22 protein-coding genes are annotated in these 19720 nt (G+C 70.1%); 8 read left to right on the top strand and 14 right to left on the bottom strand.

The features are described 5' to 3' along the window. Positions 1-74: 74 nt before the first annotated feature. The gene (locus FCN22_RS12730; RefSeq protein WP_238384712.1) at positions 75-1280 is read right to left on the bottom strand and encodes a 3-hydroxyacyl-CoA dehydrogenase NAD-binding domain-containing protein; all 1206 of its coding nucleotides are present in this window, start codon (positions 1278-1280) and stop codon (positions 75-77) included. 87 nt (positions 1281-1367) lie between these two features. On the opposite strand from FCN22_RS12730, the gene paaN reads away from it, so the two are divergent. The 3 genes from paaN (at position 1368) to FCN22_RS12715 (ending at position 5509) form a co-directional block, all read left to right on the top strand. Further along, a complete protein-coding gene (paaN, locus tag FCN22_RS12725) occupies positions 1368-3071 on the top strand; it encodes a phenylacetic acid degradation protein PaaN (RefSeq protein ID WP_137121928.1) in 1704 nt (567 codons plus the stop codon). A 222-nt stretch (positions 3072-3293) separates the two neighbouring features. Next, positions 3294-4304: an isopenicillin N synthase family dioxygenase gene (locus FCN22_RS12720; protein ID WP_137121927.1), complete on the top strand. Its 1011-nt coding sequence runs from the start codon at positions 3294-3296 to the stop codon at positions 4302-4304. A 104-nt stretch (positions 4305-4408) separates the two neighbouring features. Continuing rightward, a complete protein-coding gene (locus FCN22_RS12715; protein ID WP_238384711.1) occupies positions 4409-5509 on the top strand; it encodes an NUDIX hydrolase in 1101 nt (366 codons plus the stop codon). A gap of 191 nt (positions 5510-5700) precedes the next feature. On the opposite strand, the gene FCN22_RS12710 is transcribed toward FCN22_RS12715, so the two are convergent. Continuing rightward, positions 5701-6387 (bottom strand): dienelactone hydrolase family protein, encoded by a 687-nt coding sequence (locus FCN22_RS12710; protein WP_238384710.1) that lies wholly within the window; start codon positions 6385-6387, stop codon positions 5701-5703. 31 nt (positions 6388-6418) lie between these two features. Further along, positions 6419-6817, bottom strand: coding sequence for a phage holin family protein (locus tag FCN22_RS12705; RefSeq protein WP_137121925.1), 399 nt, complete (start codon positions 6815-6817; stop codon positions 6419-6421). A gap of 84 nt (positions 6818-6901) precedes the next feature. Here FCN22_RS12705 and hisC point away from each other — a divergent pair, with 84 nt between their 5' ends. Further along, positions 6902-7993 (top strand): histidinol-phosphate transaminase, encoded by a 1092-nt coding sequence (hisC, locus tag FCN22_RS12700; protein ID WP_137121924.1) that lies wholly within the window; start codon positions 6902-6904, stop codon positions 7991-7993. A gap of 140 nt (positions 7994-8133) precedes the next feature. On the opposite strand, the gene FCN22_RS12695 is transcribed toward hisC, so the two are convergent. Both FCN22_RS12695 and FCN22_RS12690 read right to left on the bottom strand, forming a co-directional pair. Beyond that, a complete protein-coding gene (locus FCN22_RS12695) occupies positions 8134-8772 on the bottom strand; it encodes an Ltp family lipoprotein (protein ID WP_137121923.1) in 639 nt (212 codons plus the stop codon). A 178-nt stretch (positions 8773-8950) separates the two neighbouring features. Then, positions 8951-9778, bottom strand: a complete 828-nt coding sequence (locus FCN22_RS12690; protein WP_137121922.1) for a phytanoyl-CoA dioxygenase family protein — start codon at positions 9776-9778, stop codon at positions 8951-8953. 128 nt (positions 9779-9906) lie between these two features. Here FCN22_RS12690 and FCN22_RS12685 point away from each other — a divergent pair, with 128 nt between their 5' ends. Both FCN22_RS12685 and FCN22_RS12680 read left to right on the top strand, forming a co-directional pair. Continuing rightward, a complete protein-coding gene (locus tag FCN22_RS12685; RefSeq protein ID WP_137121921.1) occupies positions 9907-10809 on the top strand; it encodes a LysR family transcriptional regulator in 903 nt (300 codons plus the stop codon). A 133-nt stretch (positions 10810-10942) separates the two neighbouring features. Continuing rightward, on the top strand, positions 10943-11152 hold the full coding sequence (locus FCN22_RS12680; RefSeq protein WP_137121920.1) for a dodecin: 210 nt from the start codon (positions 10943-10945) through the stop codon (positions 11150-11152). 13 nt (positions 11153-11165) lie between these two features. Here the strand turns inward: FCN22_RS12680 and FCN22_RS12675 are convergent, their stop codons facing one another. The 4 genes from FCN22_RS12675 to FCN22_RS12660 form a co-directional block, all read right to left on the bottom strand. Continuing rightward, the gene (locus tag FCN22_RS12675; protein WP_137121919.1) at positions 11166-12092 is read right to left on the bottom strand and encodes an RNA polymerase sigma-70 factor; all 927 of its coding nucleotides are present in this window, start codon (positions 12090-12092) and stop codon (positions 11166-11168) included. Then, positions 12089-13003 carry an NAD-dependent epimerase/dehydratase family protein gene (locus tag FCN22_RS12670; RefSeq protein WP_137121918.1) on the bottom strand — a complete coding sequence of 305 codons (915 nt, stop codon included), beginning with the start codon at positions 13001-13003 and terminating at the stop codon, positions 12089-12091. The genes FCN22_RS12675 and FCN22_RS12670 overlap by 4 nt, the downstream gene beginning before the upstream one ends. An 81-nt stretch (positions 13004-13084) precedes the next feature. Continuing rightward, positions 13085-14326 carry an RNA polymerase sigma factor gene (locus tag FCN22_RS12665; protein ID WP_202911557.1) on the bottom strand — a complete coding sequence of 414 codons (1242 nt, stop codon included), beginning with the start codon at positions 14324-14326 and terminating at the stop codon, positions 13085-13087. Next, positions 14323-14712 carry a YciI family protein gene (locus FCN22_RS12660; RefSeq protein WP_137121917.1) on the bottom strand — a complete coding sequence of 130 codons (390 nt, stop codon included), beginning with the start codon at positions 14710-14712 and terminating at the stop codon, positions 14323-14325. The genes FCN22_RS12665 and FCN22_RS12660 overlap by 4 nt, the downstream gene beginning before the upstream one ends. Positions 14713-14890: 178 nt before the next feature. Between FCN22_RS12660 and FCN22_RS12655 the strand changes: the two genes are divergently transcribed. After that, complete coding sequence (locus FCN22_RS12655; protein ID WP_137121916.1) at positions 14891-15523, top strand: YceI family protein; 633 nt, start codon at positions 14891-14893, stop codon at positions 15521-15523. Between the two features lie 121 nt (positions 15524-15644). Here FCN22_RS12655 and FCN22_RS12650 read toward each other — a convergent pair whose 3' ends face one another. The 3 genes from FCN22_RS12650 to FCN22_RS12640 all read right to left on the bottom strand — a co-directional run bounded on the left by FCN22_RS12650 (position 15645) and on the right by FCN22_RS12640 (position 18180). Next, complete coding sequence (locus tag FCN22_RS12650) at positions 15645-16475, bottom strand: arylamine N-acetyltransferase family protein (protein WP_137121915.1); 831 nt, start codon at positions 16473-16475, stop codon at positions 15645-15647. Positions 16476-16483: 8 nt separating this feature from the next. Further along, the gene (locus FCN22_RS12645; RefSeq protein ID WP_137121914.1) at positions 16484-17683 is read right to left on the bottom strand and encodes a lanthionine synthetase LanC family protein; all 1200 of its coding nucleotides are present in this window, start codon (positions 17681-17683) and stop codon (positions 16484-16486) included. Between the two features lie 92 nt (positions 17684-17775). Further along, positions 17776-18180 (bottom strand): MmcQ/YjbR family DNA-binding protein, encoded by a 405-nt coding sequence (locus tag FCN22_RS12640; RefSeq protein WP_238384709.1) that lies wholly within the window; start codon positions 18178-18180, stop codon positions 17776-17778. Between the two features lie 66 nt (positions 18181-18246). On the opposite strand from FCN22_RS12640, the gene FCN22_RS12635 reads away from it, so the two are divergent. Beyond that, a complete protein-coding gene (locus FCN22_RS12635) occupies positions 18247-18651 on the top strand; it encodes a VOC family protein (RefSeq protein ID WP_137121913.1) in 405 nt (134 codons plus the stop codon). Positions 18652-18670: 19 nt separating this feature from the next. On the opposite strand, the gene FCN22_RS12630 is transcribed toward FCN22_RS12635, so the two are convergent. Further along, the gene (locus FCN22_RS12630; RefSeq protein WP_137121912.1) at positions 18671-19228 is read right to left on the bottom strand and encodes a dihydrofolate reductase family protein; all 558 of its coding nucleotides are present in this window, start codon (positions 19226-19228) and stop codon (positions 18671-18673) included. After that, positions 19216-19533 carry a hypothetical protein gene (locus FCN22_RS12625; RefSeq protein WP_137121911.1) on the bottom strand — a complete coding sequence of 106 codons (318 nt, stop codon included), beginning with the start codon at positions 19531-19533 and terminating at the stop codon, positions 19216-19218. Before FCN22_RS12625 ends, FCN22_RS12630 begins: the two co-directional genes overlap by 13 nt. Positions 19534-19720: the final 187 nt, after the last annotated feature.

The following is a 19720-nucleotide window of genomic DNA, read 5'->3' as shown; positions in this document are numbered from 1 at the left end:
GTCCGTGGCGTCCGTGCCGTCCACGCCGTCCGGGTGCGTTCCTCGACCCTCGGATCCCTGCTTGGCAGCGACTCTCACGCTGTCGTCGCCTCCGTCAGCGCCGCGCTGGCGCGGTAGCGGCCGCCGGGGAAGACCCGGTCCAGCTCGGCCAGCTGCGCCGCCACCACGTCGTAGCCGATCTCCCGCCCCCACTCGAGCGGCCCCTTGGGGTAGTTGGTCCCGAGCTTCATCGCGGTATCGACGTCGTCGGCAGTGGCTTCGCCCCGGGCCACGAGGTCGACGGCCTCGTTCACGAGCATGGCCAGGGTCCGGGCCACGGGGTCGGTGTCCACCGGCCCACCCACGAGCTCCTGGGCGCGCGCCGCGTCGGGTGACGCATCGAGCGCTCGGCCCGACTCGTCATACGTGAAGATGCCCCGCCCACTCTTGCGACCGAGGCGACCCTCGGCGACGAGCTCGCGCTGGAAGTCGGTGGGGGCATAGCGCGGGTCGCGCCCGGTCTGCTCCCAGACGGACGTGCCGACCGCGAGGTTGACGTCCTGCCCGATCAGGTCGGTCAGCTCCAGCGGCCCCATGCGGAAGCCGGCGTACTCGCGCAGGGCGAGGTCGATCGTCGCCGCGTCGGCGACCCCGTTGGCCACCATCCGCTGCGCCTCGCCGTAGAAGGGGCGCGCGACCCGGTTGACGATGAAGCCGGGCGTCGAGGTGCAGTGGACCGGTGTCTTGCCCCACTCGCGCATCAGGGCGTCGGCGGTGCGCAGTGGCGCGCTGCTCGCCTCGTCGTCGTGCTGGTCGCCGCGGATGATCTCCACGAGGCGCATCAGCGGGGGCGGGTTGAAGAAGTGCAGGCCGATGACGCGCTCGGGATCGGGGATGGCGCTCGCGATCTCGGTGATGTCCAGGCTGGAGGTGTTGCTCGCGAGGATGGTGGTGCGCGGCTGGTGGTCGGCCAGCTCGCCGAACAGCTGGCACTTGTCGCCGAGATCCTCCCGGATCGCCTCGATGACCAGCAGGCACGGTGGCAGCGAGGCGAGGTCGTCGGCCACGTTGAGGTTGGCGATCGTGGTGTCCGCCTCGGCGAGGGTGATCTTGCCCTTGTTCGCCAGCCGGTTCAGCGTCGTGGCCAGGCGGTCGCGGGCCGCCTCGGCCGCGCCGGGCATCGTGTCGACGAGGTGGACCGGGTGGCCGCCCTGCGCCGCCACCTGGGCGATTCCCGTGCCCATCGCGCCGGTGCCGACGACGGCGATGTGCTCGAGTTCTGGTTCGTCTGAGGGAGCCATGTGACACATGTTCGCAGACGCGTAGAGTTTCGGTAAGACGAGTTCGGACGACGGACACCTGCCAATCCATGACGCGTGAGGATTCCTGTGACGACCACCGCCACCGTTCACCCCCTGATCGGGAAGCACCGCGAGACGTTGGAGGAGGCGAAGGCCGCACTCGCCGGGCGCACCTACTACTCGCGCTACCCCGAGTCGCCCTCCCCGCGGGTCTACGGCGAGACCGCGGCCAGCGAGGGCAAGACCGCCTTCGAGGGGCGGCTCACGGAGGGTTTCACGGCGCTGGCGGACCAGCCCGGTGACGGGCGCACCGTCGGCAGCGAGGTCTCGCCCTACGGGCCAGAGCTGCGGGTCGGCTACCCGCACCTCGACGTGCCCGCCGCGATGGCCGCCGCCCAGGCAGCCATGCCGGTATGGCGTGACGCCGGCGCGCTCACGCGGGCGGCGGTGTGCGTCGAGATCATCGACGCGATCAACCAGCGGTCGTTCGAGATCGCCAACGCCGTGATGCACACCTCCGGGCAGCCGTTCGTGATGAGCTTCCAGGCCGCCGGTCCCAACGCGCAGGACCGCGCCCTGGAGGCGGTGGTCGCGGCGCTCGTCGAGCAGGAGCGGGTGCCGGAGTCGGTCGTGTGGGAGAAGCCTGGCAAGAAGGGCCCGCTGCGGATGCAGAAGGACTACCGGATCGTGCCGCGCGGGGTGGCGCTGGTCATCGGCTGCAACACGTTCCCGACGTGGAACGCCTACCCCGGCATCTTCGCCTCGCTCGCGACCGGCAACCCGGTGGTCGTCAAGCCGCACCCGCGGGCGGTGCTGCCGCTCGCGATCACCGTGGAGGTCGCCCGCGACGTGCTGGCCCAGGCCGGATTCGACCGGGCGCTGGTGCAGCTGGCCGCCGAGGACGACGGCGAGGGCCTCGCCAAGGACCTGGTGGAGCGGCCCGAGGTCGCGATCGTCGACTACACCGGTGGGCCCGGGTTCGGCGGGTGGCTCGAGCGGGAGGGCGCCGCGCTCGGCAAGCTCGTCTACACCGAGAAGGCGGGGGTCAACACGATCGTGGTCGACTCGACCGACAACCTGCGGGGCCTCCTCGGCAACCTGGCCTTCTCGCTGTCCCTCTACTCGGGGCAGATGTGCACGGCGCCGCAGAACGTCTACCTCCCGCGGGACGGCGTCGACACCGACGAGGGCCGCCTGACGTTCGAGGAGTTCGGCCACCACCTCGGGGAGGCCCTGACCGCGTTCAACGCCGACGACGCCAAGGCCGTCGAGGTGCTGGGCGCCACGGTCAACGACGACGTGCGGGCGCGCGCCACGGACCTGCCCGGGCTGGCCCAGCGGCTCGGTGGCGATGTGGTGCTCGACACCCGCGCCGTCAGCCACCCGACCTACCCGGATGCCGTGGTGCGAACCCCCGGACTGGTGTCGGTCGACGTGGCCAACGACACGGCATACACGCAGGAGTGCTTCGGGCCGGTCTCGTTCCTCATCTCGACCGACTCGACCGGGCAGTCGCTCGAGCGGATGCGGGACACGATCCGCGAGCACGGAGCCATGACGGCGTCGGTCTACTCCACCTCGGAGCCGGTCCTGGAGGATGCGCGTGAGGCGGCCGCCGATGCCGGGGTGGCGCTGTCGGAGAACCTCACCGCCGGCGTCTTCGTCAACCAGACCGCGGCGTTCAGCGACTACCACGGCACCGGCGCCAACCCGGCGGCCAACGCGGCCTACACCGACGCCGCCTTCGTCGCCAACCGGTTCCGGGTGATCACCTCCCGCCGCCACATCTGACCCGCCCCGGTCGCCCCCCAAGCCGGGACGTCCTGCGTTCTGGTTGCCTGAGCGACCCGTCTGCAGGACGTCCGCTTCTGGCAACCGCCTCCTTCGCCGGGACGGTCTCATGATGTGACCTCGTATGCGCGGGAGTTTCCGATCTTCTAACGTCGGCTTATGCACGTCACAGTTCACCCGACGGACTCGGGGGCGCGCGCAGCCGGGTCGCCTATATCCCTCATGTCCTCCCTGCCGGTGCTCGACCTGAGTCTGGCCGCCGACCGGGCAACCGCCCCGCAGTTCCGCGAGGACCTGCGGCGGGCGACCCACGACTACGGCTTCTTCTACCTGGTGGGCCACGGCATCGACCCTGCGCTGCGCCACGAGCTGCTCGACGTGGCACGGAGGTTCTTTGCCCTGCCGGAAGCCGACAAGCTCGCCATCGAGAACGTGCGCAGCCCCCACTTCCGCGGCTACACCCGTCTCGGAGGCGAGCGGACCAAGGGGCGTCAGGACTGGCGTGAGCAGGTCGACGTCGGCCCCGAGCGCCCGGCCCGGGAGCCCGGGGAGGCCGACTGGGACATCCTCGAGGGGCCGAACCAGTGGCCGCCGGCACTGCCGGAGCTCGAGAAGGTGCTCACCCGGTGGAACGAGACCCTCGGTGGCGTGGCCCTGCAGCTGCTGCGGGAGTGGGCCGAGTCGCTCGGGCAGGACCGGCACGTCTTCGACCCGGCCTTCGCCGATCGTCCCTCCACACTGACCAAGGTGGTTCGCTACCCCGGCCGCCCTGCCGGCGAGAGCGATCAGGGCGTCGGCGAGCACAAGGACTCCGGCGTCCTGACGCTGCTGTTCGTGGAGCCGGGCAAGGCCGGCCTCCAGGTGGAGCGGGACGGTGAGTGGATCGACGCGCCCCCCGTCGACGGCGCCCTCATCGTCAACATCGGCGAGCTGCTCGAGGTCGCCACCGACGGCTACCTCAAGGCGACCGTGCACCGCGTCATCACCCCGCAGCCGGACACCGACCGCATCTCGATCCCGTTCTTCTTCAACCCCGCCCTGTCTGCGCGGATCCCGCGCCTCACCCTGCCCCAGGAGCTCGCCCGGGAGTCTCGCGGGGTCACCGTCGACGCCGACAACCCGATCCACGACACGTATGGCGCCAACGCCCTCAAGAGCCGCATGCGCGCCCACCCCGACGTGGCCGCCCGCCACCACCCCGAGCTCGTCCGCCGGATGGAGCACGGCCGCTGAGCTCGAGCCGGCCACTTCAGTGGCTGAGGCGCCCCTGAGGGCCAGCCCCGCGGTTGCCGCTACCGCCCGGGGTGGCGAGCCGTTCGCTCGCCTAGAGTGCGGACGTGGCCGAACCCTCCGCACCAGGCACCTCGCCGCCGCCGCAGCCGACACTGCGCGACGGTGACGTGACGATCCGGCCGTGGACGTTCAACGACGTCGAGCAGGCTCGGTTGCAGCATGACGAGGAGATCGCCTACTGGTTCGGGTTCGACGGGATCGTGCCGTCGGCCGAGACGCAGCGCCAGGCGATCGAGCGCTGGCACGCCTCCTACGCCGACGATCGACGGATCGTCAGCTTCCTGGTCGAGCACCGCGGCGAGGTGGCCGGCGCCGTCGAGGTGCGTCGGCTGGAGGGGAATACCGGACGGCTCTCGTGGGCGGTGTTTCCGCGGCACCGGGGATTCGGCGTCGCGTCACGGTCGGTGCGCCTGCTCATCGGCTACGCATTCGAATCCCTTGGTCTGGCACGTGTCTTCGCCGAGGTAGAGCCCGACAACCTGCCGTCCCTGCGCACCGCAGGACGAGCCGGGCTGCGCCGCGAGGGGGTCCTTCGCGGTGCGGCCGCGACACGGGGCGAGCGGCACGACTACGTCCTGCTCGGGCGCCTCGCGACCGATCCGGAGCCGCAGAGCCGGGACGGGTTTCTCGGCATCCTCAACGCCGCGCTGCCGACCAAACGCGTGATCGCGCAAGGAATCCTGCGCGACGGGCAGGGCCGGGTCCTGCTGTGCGAGCTGACCTACAAGCGGGAGTGGGACCTGCCGGGCGGAGTGGTGGACCCCCTCGAGTCACCCGCACTCGCGCTCGTCCGTGAGATCGCCGAGGAACTGCGGGTCGACGTCCGCCCGACCCGGCTCGCCGCGGTCAACTGGCTGCCGCCCTACCGCGCCTGGTCCGACGCCGTGCTCTTCGTGTTCGACCTCGAACTGGTCGGCGTCACGCCGGCGCGACTGCAGGAGACCGTCACTTTGGAGCGTCGCGAGATCCAGGCCCTCCACTGGTGCACCCTCGACGACGCGGAGGCACACGTGGCGCCCTACGTGATGCGCTTCCTGCGCAGCCTCGATGCGGCCGCGGCCGAGGCACAGGCGGGGACGGGTGCCCGCGACACGCTGTACCTCGAGGACGGTATCGGCGGCACGCTGCAGCCCGAGGGCGGCTAGAGGCACGCTCCGCCCCGCGTTGACCAGAGGGTGTCTTGGGGAGGTCCTGCGGTGTGGTTGTCGGGGCCGCCGGGGCCGCCGGGGCGCAGGACGTCTTGGGGGAGGTCCTGCGGTGTGGTTGTCGGGGTCGCCAGACCGCAGGACGCCCTGGGAGGGGACGGGAGGGGCTGGGCCGTGTCGCTCTGTGTGGCTCAGCCGCCAGCCAAGTGCGCGGCCAGGAAGTCGATCGTCACCTGCCAGGCGGCCTCGGAGGCCTGCGCGTGGTGGAACACCGGGTGCGGATTGTCGAAGGCGTGCCCGGCGCCCTCGTAGGTCTCGAACCGGGTGGTCGGCCCGGCCACGGCGTCCCGGATCCGCTCCACCGTCTCCTGGTCGATGAAGGTGTCGGCCAGCCCGAAGTGGTGCAGGCTCGGGGTCTGGATCTCCGGCGCGAGGTGCAGCAACTGGGGGATCGCCGAACCGTAGTAGCTGACCAGTGCGTCGGCGTCCTCCCTGGCCGCGACGCTCCACGCCAGGCCGCCGCCGAAGCAGAAGCCGAGCAGGCCGACCCGGTCAACTCCGGGGAGACCGCGCAGGTGGGCAAACGCTGCCTGTCCGTCGGACACGGCGAGGTCCCAGTCGAGCCGACCGACGATCGCCATGGCGTGCTGCAGGAAGTCCGGGTGCGACTCGTCCACGTCGGTGTCGTCGAGACGCCAGTAGATCTCCGGCGCGAGCACGGTGTGGCCGAGCGCGGCCAGGTCGGCGCACCGCGAACGGATGTAGTCGGTGACGCCGAAGATCTCCTGGAAGACGAGGACACCCGCGCCGGAGGCGGTGCCGGGAGCCGGCCGCCAGAGGTGCGCCGGCATCGATCCGTCGGCGGTCGGGACGGTCACGGCCGAGGGCTCCGGGCGCCCGCCCGCGCAGTCAGCGGTGGACATCGTTACCGTCCGGCAGGATGAGGTGCAAGATCATGCTCACGAACGTGATGATGATGCCGCCGAGCACCGCGTCCCAGAAGAACTCGTCGACGTGGAACGCCAGCCTGAGCCCACCCGCTACCCATGACGTCAGCTCGAGCATGGCCGCGTTGATGACCAGCGTGAGCAGCCCCAGGGTGAGGATGATGAAGGGGAAGGCGAAGAACTTCACCACGGGCTTGATGACCGCGTTGATCAGACCGAAGATCACGGCGACCACGAGGATGGTGCCGATCTTGCTGGTCAGCGAGCTGTCGTGGTAATCGAACTCGATGCCCTTGATCACGAGCGCAGCGACCCAGAGGGCGACTGCGTTGACCAGGACCTTGATGGCGAACGATTTCATGCGCCCATCGTGACAGGTGAAACCCCCCTCGAGGTGGCGGTGGGCCTTGGCTCGCCGGGTGGGCGGTCGCAATACAGTGCAGGTATGAGCACTCCCGATGGCAAGGTCCGTCTGCGCAGCACCTTGGACGCGGTGCCCGCCTACAAGCCGGGCAAGCCCGCCGCTGAGCGCGAAGGCATCACGGCCTACAAGATGAGCAGCAACGAGAACCCCTACCCGCCGTTGCCCAGCGTCGTGGAGGTCCTGCGTGACGCTGCCGGCCTGGTGAACCGCTATCCCGACATGTCGGTGAGTGCGCTGACCGGTTCGCTCGCCCAGCACCTCGGCGTTCCCGTCGAACACCTCGCCACGGGCACCGGCAGCGTGGGAGTGCTGCAGCAACTCATCCAGATCACCTGCGAGCCGGGCGACGAGGTGGTCTACGCCTGGCGGTCGTTCGAGGCCTACCCGATCGTGGTCGCACTGTCGGGCGCGACCTCGGTGCAGGTGCCACTCGACGCCGACGCGCGTCACGACCTGCCCGCCATGGCTGCCGCGATCACCGACAAGACGCGGCTGATCCTCGTGTGCACCCCCAACAACCCCACCGGGCCGGCCGTGCACGCCGACGAGCTCGACACCTTCCTCGGGAAGGTGCCGTCCGATGTGCTGGTGGTCATCGACGAGGCCTACCTCGAGTTCGGGCGCGACGAGCGGGTGCCCGACGCGCTGGCCCTCTACCGCGCGCATCCCAACGTGGCGGTGCTGCGCACCTTCAGCAAGGCCTACGGGCTCGCCGGGCTGAGGGTGGGGTATGCCGTGGCGCAGGAGCCGGTCGCGACAGCACTCCGCAAGGCGGCCGTGCCGTTTGGCGTGACCGACCTGGGCCAGCGCGCCGCCATCGCGAGCTTGCGGGCCTACGACGAGCTGGCCGAACGCGTGGATGCGCTGGTCCTCGAACGCGACCGGATGTGGAAGGCGCTGCGCGACCAGGGCTGGGAGTTGCCCGAGACGCAGGCCAACTTCGTCTGGCTGCCACTCGGTGAGGACACCATGGACTTCGCCGCCGCAGCGGACGAGGCCGGTTTGACCGTGCGGCCCTTCGCCGGCGAGGGGTGCCGCTGCTCGGTGGCCGAGACCGAGGCCAACGACCGGCTGATCGAGGTGGCGGCAGCCTTCCGCGACCGCCGCGGCTGATCCTGCAACGGGCCGGCCACAGCGGCGTTGGCCGTGCGCAGGCCGTCACTGCACACTGCGATGGGCTTGCTGATGGATCGCCTCGGTTCGAGCCGAGGACTGGCTCAGCGCCTCGCCAAGGCATCAGGTCCGAGTCGGAGTCAGAGACCGGTCTGGGCCACCCCGTAGGTGGCCTGTGCGGTGGTGAAGCCATCGAACTCGAGCTGGTCGACCAGACCGCTGCGAGAGAACGACGTGTACTCCAGGTACTCCTTGGCCTTGAGCGCCGCCTGCTTGTTCCAGTCGACGTGTGCGGCGTCGACCCCATACGTGGCATCGCTGGTGTTGAACCCCTCGAACTTCAGCTGGTCGATCAGACCGCTGCGAGAGAACGACGTGTACTCCAGGTACTCACCGGCCTTGTCGCGAGCATTTCTCTGGGAAGCCGTCTCCCCGGAGGTGTCGACCGCAGCGGGCTTGTCCTCGACCGCGGGCGCCTGGGGCGCGGCGGCCTTGACCTTGACGGTGACCGTCTTGGTGGTGACCGGACCGGGGACCTTGATCGTCTTGGTGGTGACCGGACCGGGGACCTTGACCGTCTTGGTGGTGACCGGACCGGCGGCCTCGGCGGGTTCGGTCACGGTTGGCCCGGGGACCGAAATCGTCTTGGTGACGGTCGGGGCCGGTTCAGCGGCAGCCGGTGCGGCCGGGGAGTTGCCCGCCGCCCCGATACCGACGCCGACGAACAGCAGCGCAGCTCCGGCGACGCCGTTGATGACCTTGGACTTGGTGGTACTCATCAGTGGCGTCTCTTCTTCCGGCGTGCGTGCGGTGCGGTGAGTTCTAGGGCGGTCGGTCGACTTGCCCCGGACCGAGGCTAGATCTCCTGCTCGCACCGCCACATCGGCCGAACGGCCCATTTCGTCCATACGGTCCCGGGGATTGGCAGCCACCCTTGGTCTCCCGGCGGCGGGGACCTCAGGCGGTCTCGCGCAGGACGGGGAAGAGCGGGTGGTCCATGGGCGATCCGCCGGGCAGCTCGTCCTCGAGGCCGTCGAACTGCGGGGAGGTGACCCAGCGGCGTGGGGCATGCACCATGTCGTCGCCGAGGAACCGCAACGAGAACGCGCGGCGTCGCGAGGTGCCGGGTACGCCATACGAGTGGTGCAGGGTGAGCATGTGGAAGAACACGGCGTCCCCCGGCTCCATGGCCCAGCCGCGGATGTCGTGGGCGCCGCGATCGGCCTCGACGTCGGGCAGGTCGTTCAGCGAGCCCTCGGGGAACCACTTGGCCTCGTTGGTCATGAAGGAGCGCGGCATCAGCCAGCCCTGACGGTGTGACCCGGACAGGAACTCCAGCGTCGACTCGGCGGGCACGGAGTCGACCGGCGCCCACATCGAGCAGTTGGCGAAACCGTCGACGTTGTAATAGGGCTGGTCCTGGTGCCACGGCGTCTCCTGCCGGGTGCGTGGCTCCTTCACCAGCACGTGGTCGTGGTAGAGGCGCACCTGACGGCTGGCGGTGAGTGCCGCAGCGACGTCGGCCGCACGTGAGCTGAAGGCGATCTGCCGCAATTCCTCGATCCGCTGCCAGTTGCAGAAGTCCTCGACGAAGCTGCCCGGGTCGGTGTCGCTGCTGGCCACCTTGAAGCGGGGGCTGGGGTCGGCGAGGACCTTCTCGATGCCCTGCTCGATGGTGGCGACCTCGTCAGGGCTGAACAGACCTCGCACGAGGACCGACCCCGTCTCGGCGAATTCGGTCACGGAGGCGTCGTCGATGACGGATGCGGGGTGGGGAGCGGTCATGGTCACTATGGTCATCCTTCGTGCTCTCGGGGCGGACGACCTCAGCGTGACAGAAGCGAGCGGGCAGGAAAAGTGGCCATTTACATCCGTAGCGTTCGATAAAAGCGAACACTCACTATGCTGGGAGCGTGTCCGCCTCCGAGCTCAGTCTGCGCCACCTCGCGGCGGTCGTCGCGATCGAGGAGGAGGGTTCCTACCGGCGTGCCGCGGAGCGCCTCGGCTACTCTGCTGCTGCGATCACCAGCCAGGTCGCGACACTCGAAAAGGCTTTGGGCGCGCGGGTGTTCGACCGCCGCGGCGGTCCACGAGCAGCTGTGTTGACCGCGGCCGGCAGGGAGGTGCTCGCGACCGCACGGGAGATGTTGGCCGCTGCCGACCTGCTCGACGTGCGAGTCGCCTCGGTGCGGGAGGGCGCCTGGGGACGTCTGGCGATCGGCACCTTCCAGTCGGTGTCGGCGAGACTGCTCCCGGGCATCCTCAGCGAGGTCCGGCGGGAGCGTCCAGAGGTCGAGGTCAGTGTCCTCGAGAGCGACGACAACGAGGTCCTGACCAGGGCGCTGCGCAGCTCCCGGCTCGACGTGAGCTTCCTGGTCGGCCCCGTCGAGTCCGACGAGCTGGTCGTCCACGAGATCGTGCGCGACCCGTTCGTCGCGATGGTGCCGGTCGACGACCCGGCGCGCGACGTGCTGCCGATCAGCGAGGTCGCGCGACGTCCCGTCATCGGGCACGACCACTGCGTGTGCCATGACCTGGCCGAACAGGGCTTCGCCGCCGCGGGCATCCGACCGTCCTACGCCTTCCGCAGCAACGACAACGCGGCGGTGCAGGCGATGGTGCGCGCCGGGATCGGGACGGCGGTGATGCCCGCGCTGTCGGTGAACATGGCCGACCCGGGGGTGCGGGTGCTGCAGATCGAACCGGCTCTGCCCTTCCGCAGCATCCTGCTCGCGCACCTCGCGCAGGGCCCGCCGCCCACCGCGCTCGACTTCGTCACCCGGACCCGGACTGCTGTGGCAGCGCTGGGCATCTAGCGGGTGGGCAACCTGGCAGCCCTTCCCTGGCCGTGGACAAGATCGCGGGGGCACGGTGAAATGGCCGGGTCAGCATCGATGAGCAGGTCGAGCAACCACGTCGAGCAACCACGTCGAGCATCCGGGAGAGCCCATGTCCACGCACACCTACCGCGTCACCGAGATCGTCGGCACGTCCCAGGACGGCGTCGACGACGCCATCCGCAGCGGGCTGCAGCGGGCGTCGGCGACGGTCCGCAACCTGGACTGGTTCGAGGTGACCCAGATCCGTGGGCACCTCGAGGACGGGCAGGTCGAGCACTACCAGGTCGGGATGAAGGTCGGGTTCCGCATCGACGAGTGACGGCCGTTCGGGCTCAGTCCTTGGACGACCGGCGGGCCCGCTTCACCTCGCTGTCGAGCGCCCAGGCGTCCGCCACGGGACCCAGGTGCCCGAGCTTGTCGGGGTTGATCACCGAGCGGATCATCTGGATCTGCCCGTCGAGCACGTCCAGCGTCAACGTGCCGATGACCTTGGCGTCCCGATCGCGCAGGATCGCACCCGGGTGCCCGTTCAACGTGTGCGCCTCCACCCTCGCGTCGATCCGGGTCAGCCATGGGAAGGTCGAGGCAAGGACTCGCGCGACGTTGTCGGCACCGATCACACCTCGAGCAAATGCCGGCGCCTTCCCCCCGCCGTCGCCCACCATCTGCACGTCGGCGGCCAACAACCGCCTCAATCCGTCGACATCGCCATTTCGGAGCGCCTCGAAGAAGCGTGCCGCAAGCTCCTCACGTTCGCGGCGGTCCGCCTCGAACCGAGGGCGCCCGAGGTCCATGTGACGCCGTGCCCTGGTCGCGAGCTGGCGGCACGCTGCCTCGGAGCGCTCGACGGCCACTGCGACCTCGGGAAAGCCGAACCCGAACACCTCCCGCAGCACGAAGACGGCCCGCTCGAGCGGGGTGAGCCGCTCGAGCAGCAACAGGGCCGCCGTCGACACGGAGTCGGCCAGCTCCGCCGAGCGCTCCGGGTCGTCATACGGATCGTTGACCAACGGCTCGGGAAACCACGGCCCGACGTACGTCTCCCGTCGGACGCGCGCCGAACGCAGCACGTCGATGGAAACCCTCGTGACCACCGCCGACAAGAAGGCCCTGGTCGACGTGGGCCGGGTCGAGGAGGTCGCATAGCGCATCCACGTCTCCTGGACCGCGTCCTCGGCCTCAGCCACGCTGCCGAGGATGCGGTAGGCGATCGCGAACAGCAGGGGTCGCAGCTCCTCGAACTCCTCTGCCTGCGTCATCGGAGGGTTTCCTTGAAGCCCTGTCGCCACGAGGGGTATTGCGGCTCCCAGCCGAGCTCCCGCTTTGCCTTGGCGTTGGAGAAGGCACGCCCTTCGACCATCACGCCCGCCATCATCTCGCCGGCCAGCAGCCTGGCCAGCCAGTAAGGGACCCGACGCGGAGGCTTGGCCCCCGCGCACTCGGCGAGATAGGGCAGCCACTCGCTGACCGGTGCCGGTTCGTCATCGACGATGTTGAACACGCCCCTCGCCTTCTGCTCCACCGCAAGGACCGTAGCGCTCGCCGCGTCGTCAACGTGCACCCAGGAGAAGTACCCGCTGCCGGCCCCGACGAGAGGGACCAGGCGCTTCCGCACGAGCCGGACCTGGTCCTCGTTGGCGCCCGGCCCGTAGAAACCGCCGTAGCGCAGGACCGCGCCGCCGGCTCTGACGACCACCTCCTCGAGATGGCGGATCGCCCTCGTGCCCTCCACGACTTCCAGACCGTCCTCCTCGCTCTTCACCCACCCGCCCTGGCGGACGCCGTTCATGCTGGCGTGCCCCTGGGCGACGACGTGGGGAACGCCGGCCGCCTCGGCCGCGGCCAGGAGATGGTCGGTCCCCTCGCTGCGCAGCCGATTGGTGGTGGCGAAGAAGTGAGCGGGCCTCCTGGGGTTGGGCTTGCCGGCGTGTGCCACGGACAGGGCCGTCATCTCGTTCACGATCGTGTCCGGCTGCGCGCGGGCCACCGCCTCGCCCACCGAGGCCGCATCCAAGCCGTCCATCACGATGCCCTCGGCACCCAACCCCTCCAGCTGCGCCAGCTTGCCGGTGCTCGTCGTGGTGGCGACCACCTGATGGCCACGGCCCACCAGCTGCTCCACCAGACGACGCCCGACGACCCCGGTCCCACCTGCCACGAACACTCGCATCTCGTCACGCTCCCGTTTCGCTGCTTGCCTGTCACCATCGAAGACGAGGCAGCGCGGCAGCCTGTGACATCCGGGTGCTCGTCACCCCAGGGTGTGGCGCCGGTGTTGGAGGAACCTGCGGAGTGCGGGTTCGGTCGTCAGCGAGATCGCCCGCTCGTAGGCGAGGGCGGCCTCCTGGCGGCGTCCGCTCTGGAGGAGGAGTTGGGCACGGGTGGCCCAGGCAGGCTGGAATCGTTCGACCAGTGGATCGTCGATGCCTTCGAGCTCGCCCAGCCCGGCGTCCGGCCCGTCGACCCGTGCGCGGGCGGCCGCCAGGGCGACCCGGGCTCCGAGCGTCGGCGCGACCCTGGTGAGCGCCTCGGTGAGCTGCAGGACCCCCTGCCAGTCGATCCGGTCGTCATACCGGCGTGCGGCGTGAGCCTCCTGGAGGGCAGCCTCGAGCTGGAAGCGGCCGATGGGTTCCTTCGTTCGCGCGCGGATCTGCGTTGCCCCGCGCAGTAGTCGTTCGCCGTCGGTGATCAGTGCGGGATCCCATTGGGTCATGTCCTGGTCGTCCAGGGGCACGAAGACGCCGTCGACCTCACGCGCGTCCGCCCGCGCCGCGGCGAACGAGATCAGCGATGCGAGACCGCAGGCCTCCGCATCGTCGAGCAGCGAGGCGAGCAGGACCGCCAGGTAGCGGGCTTCGTCCGCCAGCGAGGTGCGCTCCTGAGCGCCCGCGACCTGCCACTGGATCGCGTAGGCGCCGTAGATGGCCTCCAGGACCGCGGCGCGGCGGGCAGGGAGCTCGGCGCGTGACGGCACCGCGAACGGGATTCCCGCCTCACGGACCCTCCGCTTGGCCCGCACGAGGCGTTGCGCCATGGTCGCGCGGGGCAGGGCGAACGCCGCGGCGACGGCAGCGGCATCGAGCCCGAGCACCGTGTTGAGCATGAGGGGCGTGCGAATGCCGGGGTCGATGGCCGGGTGGGCGCACACGAAGAGCAGTTCCAGCCGCTTGTCGGGAATGGCTTCGGGGTCGACCGACATGATCACGGCGATGCGGCGGTCCACTGCATCGATCGGCACCGAGGTGCGCGCGGCCGCCGAGCCCTGTGCGTCGCGGGCGCGATTCCGCGCCACGGTGAGCAACCAAGCCTCCGGGCGATCTGGCACGCCTCCGGTGGGCCAGGTCCGCAGCGCGCGTTCGAACGCGTCGGCGAGCACGTCCTCGGCGAGGGCGAGATCACGTGTGGATGCCGCGAGGAGGGCAAGCAAGCGCCCGTAGGAGGTGCGGGCGAGCTCCGCCGCCCGCACCTGCACGTCGCTCAGGTCCCCCGTCATTCGCCGGGGAAGGTCCACTGCGTCCAGGCGCCGTCGACGAATCGGGTCGCAGTCGGACGGATCTCGACATCGCCGTAAACGGCAGACGGAGCCTGCTCCGCCCAGGCGAGCGCGGCATCCAGGTCCGGCACCTCGATCACGAAGGTGCCTCCGAGCTGCTCCTTCGTGTCGGCGAACGGGCCGTCCTGGACGAGCAGCTCGCCCGTCTTGCGGCTGATGGTCGTCGTCGCCGAGCTCGGGGCAAGGACCTCCGCAGACAGCAACGCGCCGGCGTCGTCGAGGGCCTTCGCGTAGGCGTCGAAGGCGGCCATCCCCTCGGTCAGGGCGTCCTCACCGAGCTCTTCGGCAGTCATCTCCGGGTAGTGCAACAGCAGCGTGTAACGCATGGGCTCATCCTTCCTCGTCGCGGGCGGTTCGTGGAGATGACGATTCAGGCCGCCGCCGATCGACACCGGCGTGCACAAAGAAAGTGATCATCGAGGGAATAGTTGAACAATCAACTAAGTTGAGGGAGTGTCAGCACGCAGACCCGCACCCGGGTCACACCAAACAAGGAGTCTTCACATGGCACTGTTCCGTCGCAACCGCACCGCCCGTCCCGACGCCACCACGACGGTGGCCCCCAAGCGTGCCGAGTTGCCCTCGGCCGACGAGCTCGCCGGGCGCTGGACCCTCGACCCGGCGCACACCCGCATCGGCTTCTCGACCAAGCACGCGATGGTCACCACCGTGCGCGGCCAGTTCAACGACTTCGACGGCACCGCCCAGATCGACGCGTCGAACCCGGCCGCGTCGTCGGCTTCGGTCACCATCAAGACCGCCAGCATCGACACGCACTCGGCGGACCGTGACGGCCACCTGCGGTCGGCCGACTTCTTCGAGGTCGAGACCTACCCCGAGATCACCTTCATCTCGACCGACGTCTCCCGCGTGGACGCCTCGACCTGGCGGGTCACCGGGGACCTGACGATCAAGGACGTCACCAAGCCGGTGACCATCGACTTCGAGGCGAGCGGCACCGCGCGTGACCCGTTCGGCAACCTGCGCGCCGGTTTCGAGGGCAGCGCCACGATCAACCGCAAGGACTGGAACCTCAGCTGGAACGCGGCCCTCGAGACGGGCGGCGTGCTGGTGAGCGAGAAGGTCAAGCTCGAGTTCGAGGTTTCGGCGATCGCCGTCGCGACGCAGGACGCCTGAGCTCTCCGCACGACCTCCGCTCCAGCGGTCGCCGCGTCCCCCGACGGTCTGTTGTCGCTGTCGGGGGACGGCCCTGGGGTTTCGCTGCAGTAGCTACCGGGCGCGGGTCCGGGTCTGGTGGCTACGAGCCCGGTGCCCCCAGCGTGGCGAGCAGGCGCACCCGCTCGTCGGGCGTCAGGCCTGTCGCAAGCGTCTCGAGCCACTCCTCGACCTCGCCGTCGCCCAACGGCCGGTGCTCGGTCGGCGCGCCGGGTCTGCGCACGGTGAGTGAGTCGCCGGTCACGGTGACGTGCCGGCCGGGAAGGTGCTTGGCGACCATCAAGCCAGTGGTGAAGTGCGAGCCCGGGTAGGTGCTGGTGTAGTGGTGTCCCATGCGGACGTCGACCGGCTTCACCTCCAGCTCGTCGGTGGTGTGAGTGACCTGCCAGCCGTCTTCCCGCGCCCGGTCGAGCGCCCAGGCGCCGTCATCGGTGCGACGCAGTCGGTGGCGCCAGCCCGGCGGGTAGTCGTCCTCGGCTCCGTCGATCATCGAGATCGGTCGCAGCAGGCTCATCCCGAAGCCGGGGTCGCACAGCAGCCGCTCGCCGTCGAGGACCACCTCGACGACCATGTGCGTGCGTCCTTGCTGGGCGCCGGCCTCGGGGTCGCCGACTCGCCCCAGATGGCGCCGGACCCGGTAGCCGAGCCGCTCCAGGGCGGCCGCGACGAGCGTGGAGTGCTCGAAGCAGTAGCCGCCTCGTCCGCGGCCGATGAACTTGTCCTGTATGGCGTCCAGCCCGACACCGGGGTGGTCACCGAGGAGCACGTCGATGTTGTCGAAGGTGAACGTGTGCACGTGCGCCTCGTGCAGTTCGTCGAGTGCCGCCCTGCTCGGCTGCCGCGCGGCGATGCCGAGCCGGCGCAGGTAGCCGTCCAGGTCGAGCCGGTCGATCTGCCAGGGGTCGGATGACATGGGACCAGTCAATCGCGGCCGGCTGGCTCGGTCGGTGGGTGGTCCGGCCAGGTGACGGCGTAGCCGGGGGCGCCACCGCCCCGGAGCCGCGCGTACCGCATCAGCTCCCGGGCGATCCCGGCGTTGCCCATCGCCCAACCAGGCTCGGGTTCCAAGTCGCTCGGCGTGACCCGGTGCTCGAAGTTGGACCATCTGGCACCAGCCTCGTCGACGGTCGCTCGAGCGGCGAGGTCGTCGACGAGTACCTCGGCGAAGCCGACGTCGTCACCGCGCTCGACCAGGCGGTCGCAGGCCAGGGCCAACACCCCGGCCGTGCCGCAGCACCGACCACTGTTGTCCCAGAAGCCCGGTCGGATCCGGGTGGGCAGCCCGGACCGTCTGATGGTGTGCCAGCAGCGATCCACGAGCACCGTCCACCGGTGGTCCCCGGTGATCCGGGCCAGCAGGCGAAACACCTGGGCGTCACCGGCGGGTCCGTTGCACCAGCCATAGCTGTAGCGCTCGATCAGCTCGGGACGGTGCGGCGGGTCGGAGTGCGGGACCAGGAAGCCCTCCGGGCCGGCCTCGTTGCGGCTGACCACGTCGGCGGCTCCGGTCAGCGCCATCGCGACCAGGTCCTCGCGGCCGGCTGCGTCCCCGATCGCGGCCAGCGCATAAGCGATCCCCAGCGTGCCGTGCGCAACGTGGTGCGACCGCGGTGCCGTGGGGCGCACCGCCCAGTTGACCCCACCTGCAGTGGGATCCGCGGAGGTCAGGTAGGGCGTGACCGCCGCCACGGCGAGATCGACGTCACCCGCGAGCAGGGCGCCGAGCCCGATGCCGGCATTGCCCTGGAGCAGCTCGAACATCTGGTTCCAACGCTCCCCGTCGAATCCATCCCGGACCCGGTGGAGCGCACGGTCGGCGGCCTCGTCCCGGCCCAGTGCGCGCAGGGCGACGGCGATGCCGGCGAGCCCGCCATAGAGCGAGCAGTCCTCCAGACTGTCGAGCATCCCGGTCAGCCGGTCGGCTCCCCGCTCGGCGGCGCGCGCATAGCGGTCCTCATCGAAATGGTGGTGCGCCTCGTGCAGTATCAGGACCACTCCGGCCAGTCCGCTGTAGAGCGACGGATCCTCCGACTCCGGCGACGGCCCGTCCACCAGCCAGTCCACCGCTCCGCGGGCGAGGCGCGCCGCCTCCGACGCCCTCGACTCTCCCGCTTCCGGCATGTGACGAGATTACGACGGGCTCCGCATGCCGCGCGTCGCGTATGCCGTCCGGGTGCCCGACCATCTCGCGGGCGAATCCGCACGTCGCGGAGTCAGCCCTCGGGCGCGTCCGGCCGCTCGACGAGGCGGGCCAGGTGGGCAGGGGCCTGGAGGCAGTAGGAGTCGGTGAGCAGCTCCGCGAGCTCCTGCCAGTCGGTGTCCGGGTCGAGGTAGACGCCGACGACGTTGCGGCCCCACTCGCTGCGGAAGTACGGCGGGCCCAGGTGTTCCAGCGCCATGACCTCGTCGGCGTCGGCGCGGAAGGTGATCCGGAACGCCTGGTCCTCGCCGCCGAACACGTGCGCCACCGTGGCCTGGCCGACGCGCCAGCGCACACCGACCCAGGCGTCCTCGCGGTGGCAGCGTGGGAACGACTCCAGCACGGCGCCGATGCGCTCCACCCACGCTTCGGGAACCAGGGGACGCTCGGCCACAGCGACGATCTTGGCACTGGGCACCGACAGGACCCGAAAGCCGTGAATATCAGGACGAAACCTGACCGGAAAGCGCCCTACCGTTGCCGCATGGACATGAAACTGGAACTGGTGAGCGTCCCGGTCAGCGACATCGACCGGGCCAAGGACTTCTACGTCAAGGCCGGCTTCAACGCCGACCACGACCACACCGTCAGCGACGAGATCCGCTTCGTGCAGCTGACTCCGCCCGGGTCGGCATGCTCGATCGCGATCGGCAAGGGCCTCACCGCGATGACCCCCGGGTCGCTGGACAATCTGCAGATGGTGATCGGCGACGCCGAGGCGGTCCGTGCGGAGCTGGCCGGGCGCGGCATCGAGGTCAGTGAGGTGGACGAGCAACCGTGGGGCCGGTTCGTCCATTTCTCGGACCCGGACGGCAATCGCTGGGCGCTGCAGGAGCTGCCCGCATGGTCCGCGGGCGCGGGCGGCAGTGGTGAGAACCCGGGCGGCTGAGCCACTCGGCCTGGGCCGATCAGACGCAGCGGTAGTGGAGGTGCACGACACCGCCGGCGAAACGGCGCTCGTGCACCAGCTGGAGCCGAGCGCGCACTCCGCGGGGCAACGCGCCCTTCCCGCCGCCGACGATGACGGGGTTGAGGAACAGGTGGCATTCGTCGACGAGGCCCGCAGCCATCGCCTGGCCGGCGAGCTCCGCACCACCGATGCTGAGATCGGCCGACGAGGCCTCCTTGAGCCGATGCACCGCGGCGGGGACGAACTGGCGCTCGATGCGCGTCCGTGCGCTCGCGACCGAACGGAGCGTCCGGGAGTAGACGACCTTGTCGGCCGCCCGCCACAGCTGCGTGAAGTCGCGGTCCCCGGGAGGCTGGTCCGGGCCGGTGTCGGCCGTCTCCCAGAAGACCATGGTGTCGTACATCCGCCGCCCGTACAGGTAGGTGCCGATCGGCCGCTCGAGCTCGTTGACGGCCGCCATCACCTCGGCGTCCGGCTCGGCCCAGTCGAACTGCCCCTGCTCGTCCTCGACGTAGCCGTCCAGCGACGTGATCGCGGAGTAGATCAGCCTGGCCATGTGGTCCCCCTCCGGGTGCGGGTGCTCGTCGTCGACGGGCGAACGGTGAGCAACAGTGTGCGGCCCTCGAGCCGGACCTGCGCGCCGAGGACGCGGCCGAGCCCCTCGAACAGACGCGCGCGGACGTCCGGTGCGGCCACGGCATACTGGGACGTGGTGGCCAGCAGCGCGAAATAGTCGTCCACCCGGAGAGCCCAGTCCCAGTAGTAGTGGGAGGCGGAGGTCTCCCCGAGGAGGGGCTCGGCACCGATCTCGTCCTCGGCCCAGCTCGTCAGGCTGCGCTCGTCGTCGATGTCGGGCACCACGCCCGGGCGCCGAACGACCCGGCGCCAGGGGAGAGGTCTTCGAAGGTGGCCTGCCGCGGCTCGACTGCGGCCTGCCGCCCCTCGTCCGCCAACCGGCCCGCGAGCACCCTCAGCATGTCCGCCGACGGCTCTACCGCCACGACGCGATGGTCGCACGGGCACCGGTGAGGGACATCGTCCAGCGATC

This window comes from Segeticoccus rhizosphaerae (assembly GCF_005222685.1).
In the GTDB taxonomy this organism is placed as follows: domain Bacteria; phylum Actinomycetota; class Actinomycetes; order Actinomycetales; family Dermatophilaceae; genus Segeticoccus; species Segeticoccus rhizosphaerae.
This window is presented reverse-complemented; position numbering and strand designations above follow the sequence as displayed.

Bases quoted from the DNA above. Each gene is read 5' to 3' on its own strand.
- FCN22_RS12730 (WP_238384712.1), bottom strand. From the start codon at position 1,280: ATGGCTCCCTCAGACGAACCAGAACTCGAGCACATCGCCGTCGTCGGC.
- FCN22_RS12720 (WP_137121927.1), top strand. From the start codon at position 3,294: ATGTCCTCCCTGCCGGTGCTCGACCTGAGTCTGGCCGCCGACCGGGCA.
- FCN22_RS12705 (WP_137121925.1), bottom strand. From the start codon at position 6,817: ATGAAATCGTTCGCCATCAAGGTCCTGGTCAACGCAGTCGCCCTCTGG.
- hisC (WP_137121924.1), top strand. From the start codon at position 6,902: ATGAGCACTCCCGATGGCAAGGTCCGTCTGCGCAGCACCTTGGACGCG.
- FCN22_RS12695 (WP_137121923.1), bottom strand. From the start codon at position 8,772: ATGAGTACCACCAAGTCCAAGGTCATCAACGGCGTCGCCGGAGCTGCG.
- FCN22_RS12690 (WP_137121922.1), bottom strand. From the start codon at position 9,778: ATGACCGCTCCCCACCCCGCATCCGTCATCGACGACGCCTCCGTGACC.
- FCN22_RS12680 (WP_137121920.1), top strand. From the start codon at position 10,943: ATGTCCACGCACACCTACCGCGTCACCGAGATCGTCGGCACGTCCCAG.
- FCN22_RS12675 (WP_137121919.1), bottom strand. From the start codon at position 12,092: ATGACGCAGGCAGAGGAGTTCGAGGAGCTGCGACCCCTGCTGTTCGCG.
- FCN22_RS12670 (WP_137121918.1), bottom strand. From the start codon at position 13,003: ATGCGAGTGTTCGTGGCAGGTGGGACCGGGGTCGTCGGGCGTCGTCTG.
- FCN22_RS12665 (WP_202911557.1), bottom strand. From the start codon at position 14,326: ATGACGGGGGACCTGAGCGACGTGCAGGTGCGGGCGGCGGAGCTCGCC.
- FCN22_RS12660 (WP_137121917.1), bottom strand. From the start codon at position 14,712: ATGCGTTACACGCTGCTGTTGCACTACCCGGAGATGACTGCCGAAGAG.
- FCN22_RS12655 (WP_137121916.1), top strand. From the start codon at position 14,891: ATGGCACTGTTCCGTCGCAACCGCACCGCCCGTCCCGACGCCACCACG.
- FCN22_RS12650 (WP_137121915.1), bottom strand. From the start codon at position 16,475: ATGTCATCCGACCCCTGGCAGATCGACCGGCTCGACCTGGACGGCTAC.
- FCN22_RS12645 (WP_137121914.1), bottom strand. From the start codon at position 17,683: ATGCCGGAAGCGGGAGAGTCGAGGGCGTCGGAGGCGGCGCGCCTCGCC.
- FCN22_RS12635 (WP_137121913.1), top strand. From the start codon at position 18,247: ATGGACATGAAACTGGAACTGGTGAGCGTCCCGGTCAGCGACATCGAC.
- FCN22_RS12630 (WP_137121912.1), bottom strand. From the start codon at position 19,228: ATGGCCAGGCTGATCTACTCCGCGATCACGTCGCTGGACGGCTACGTC.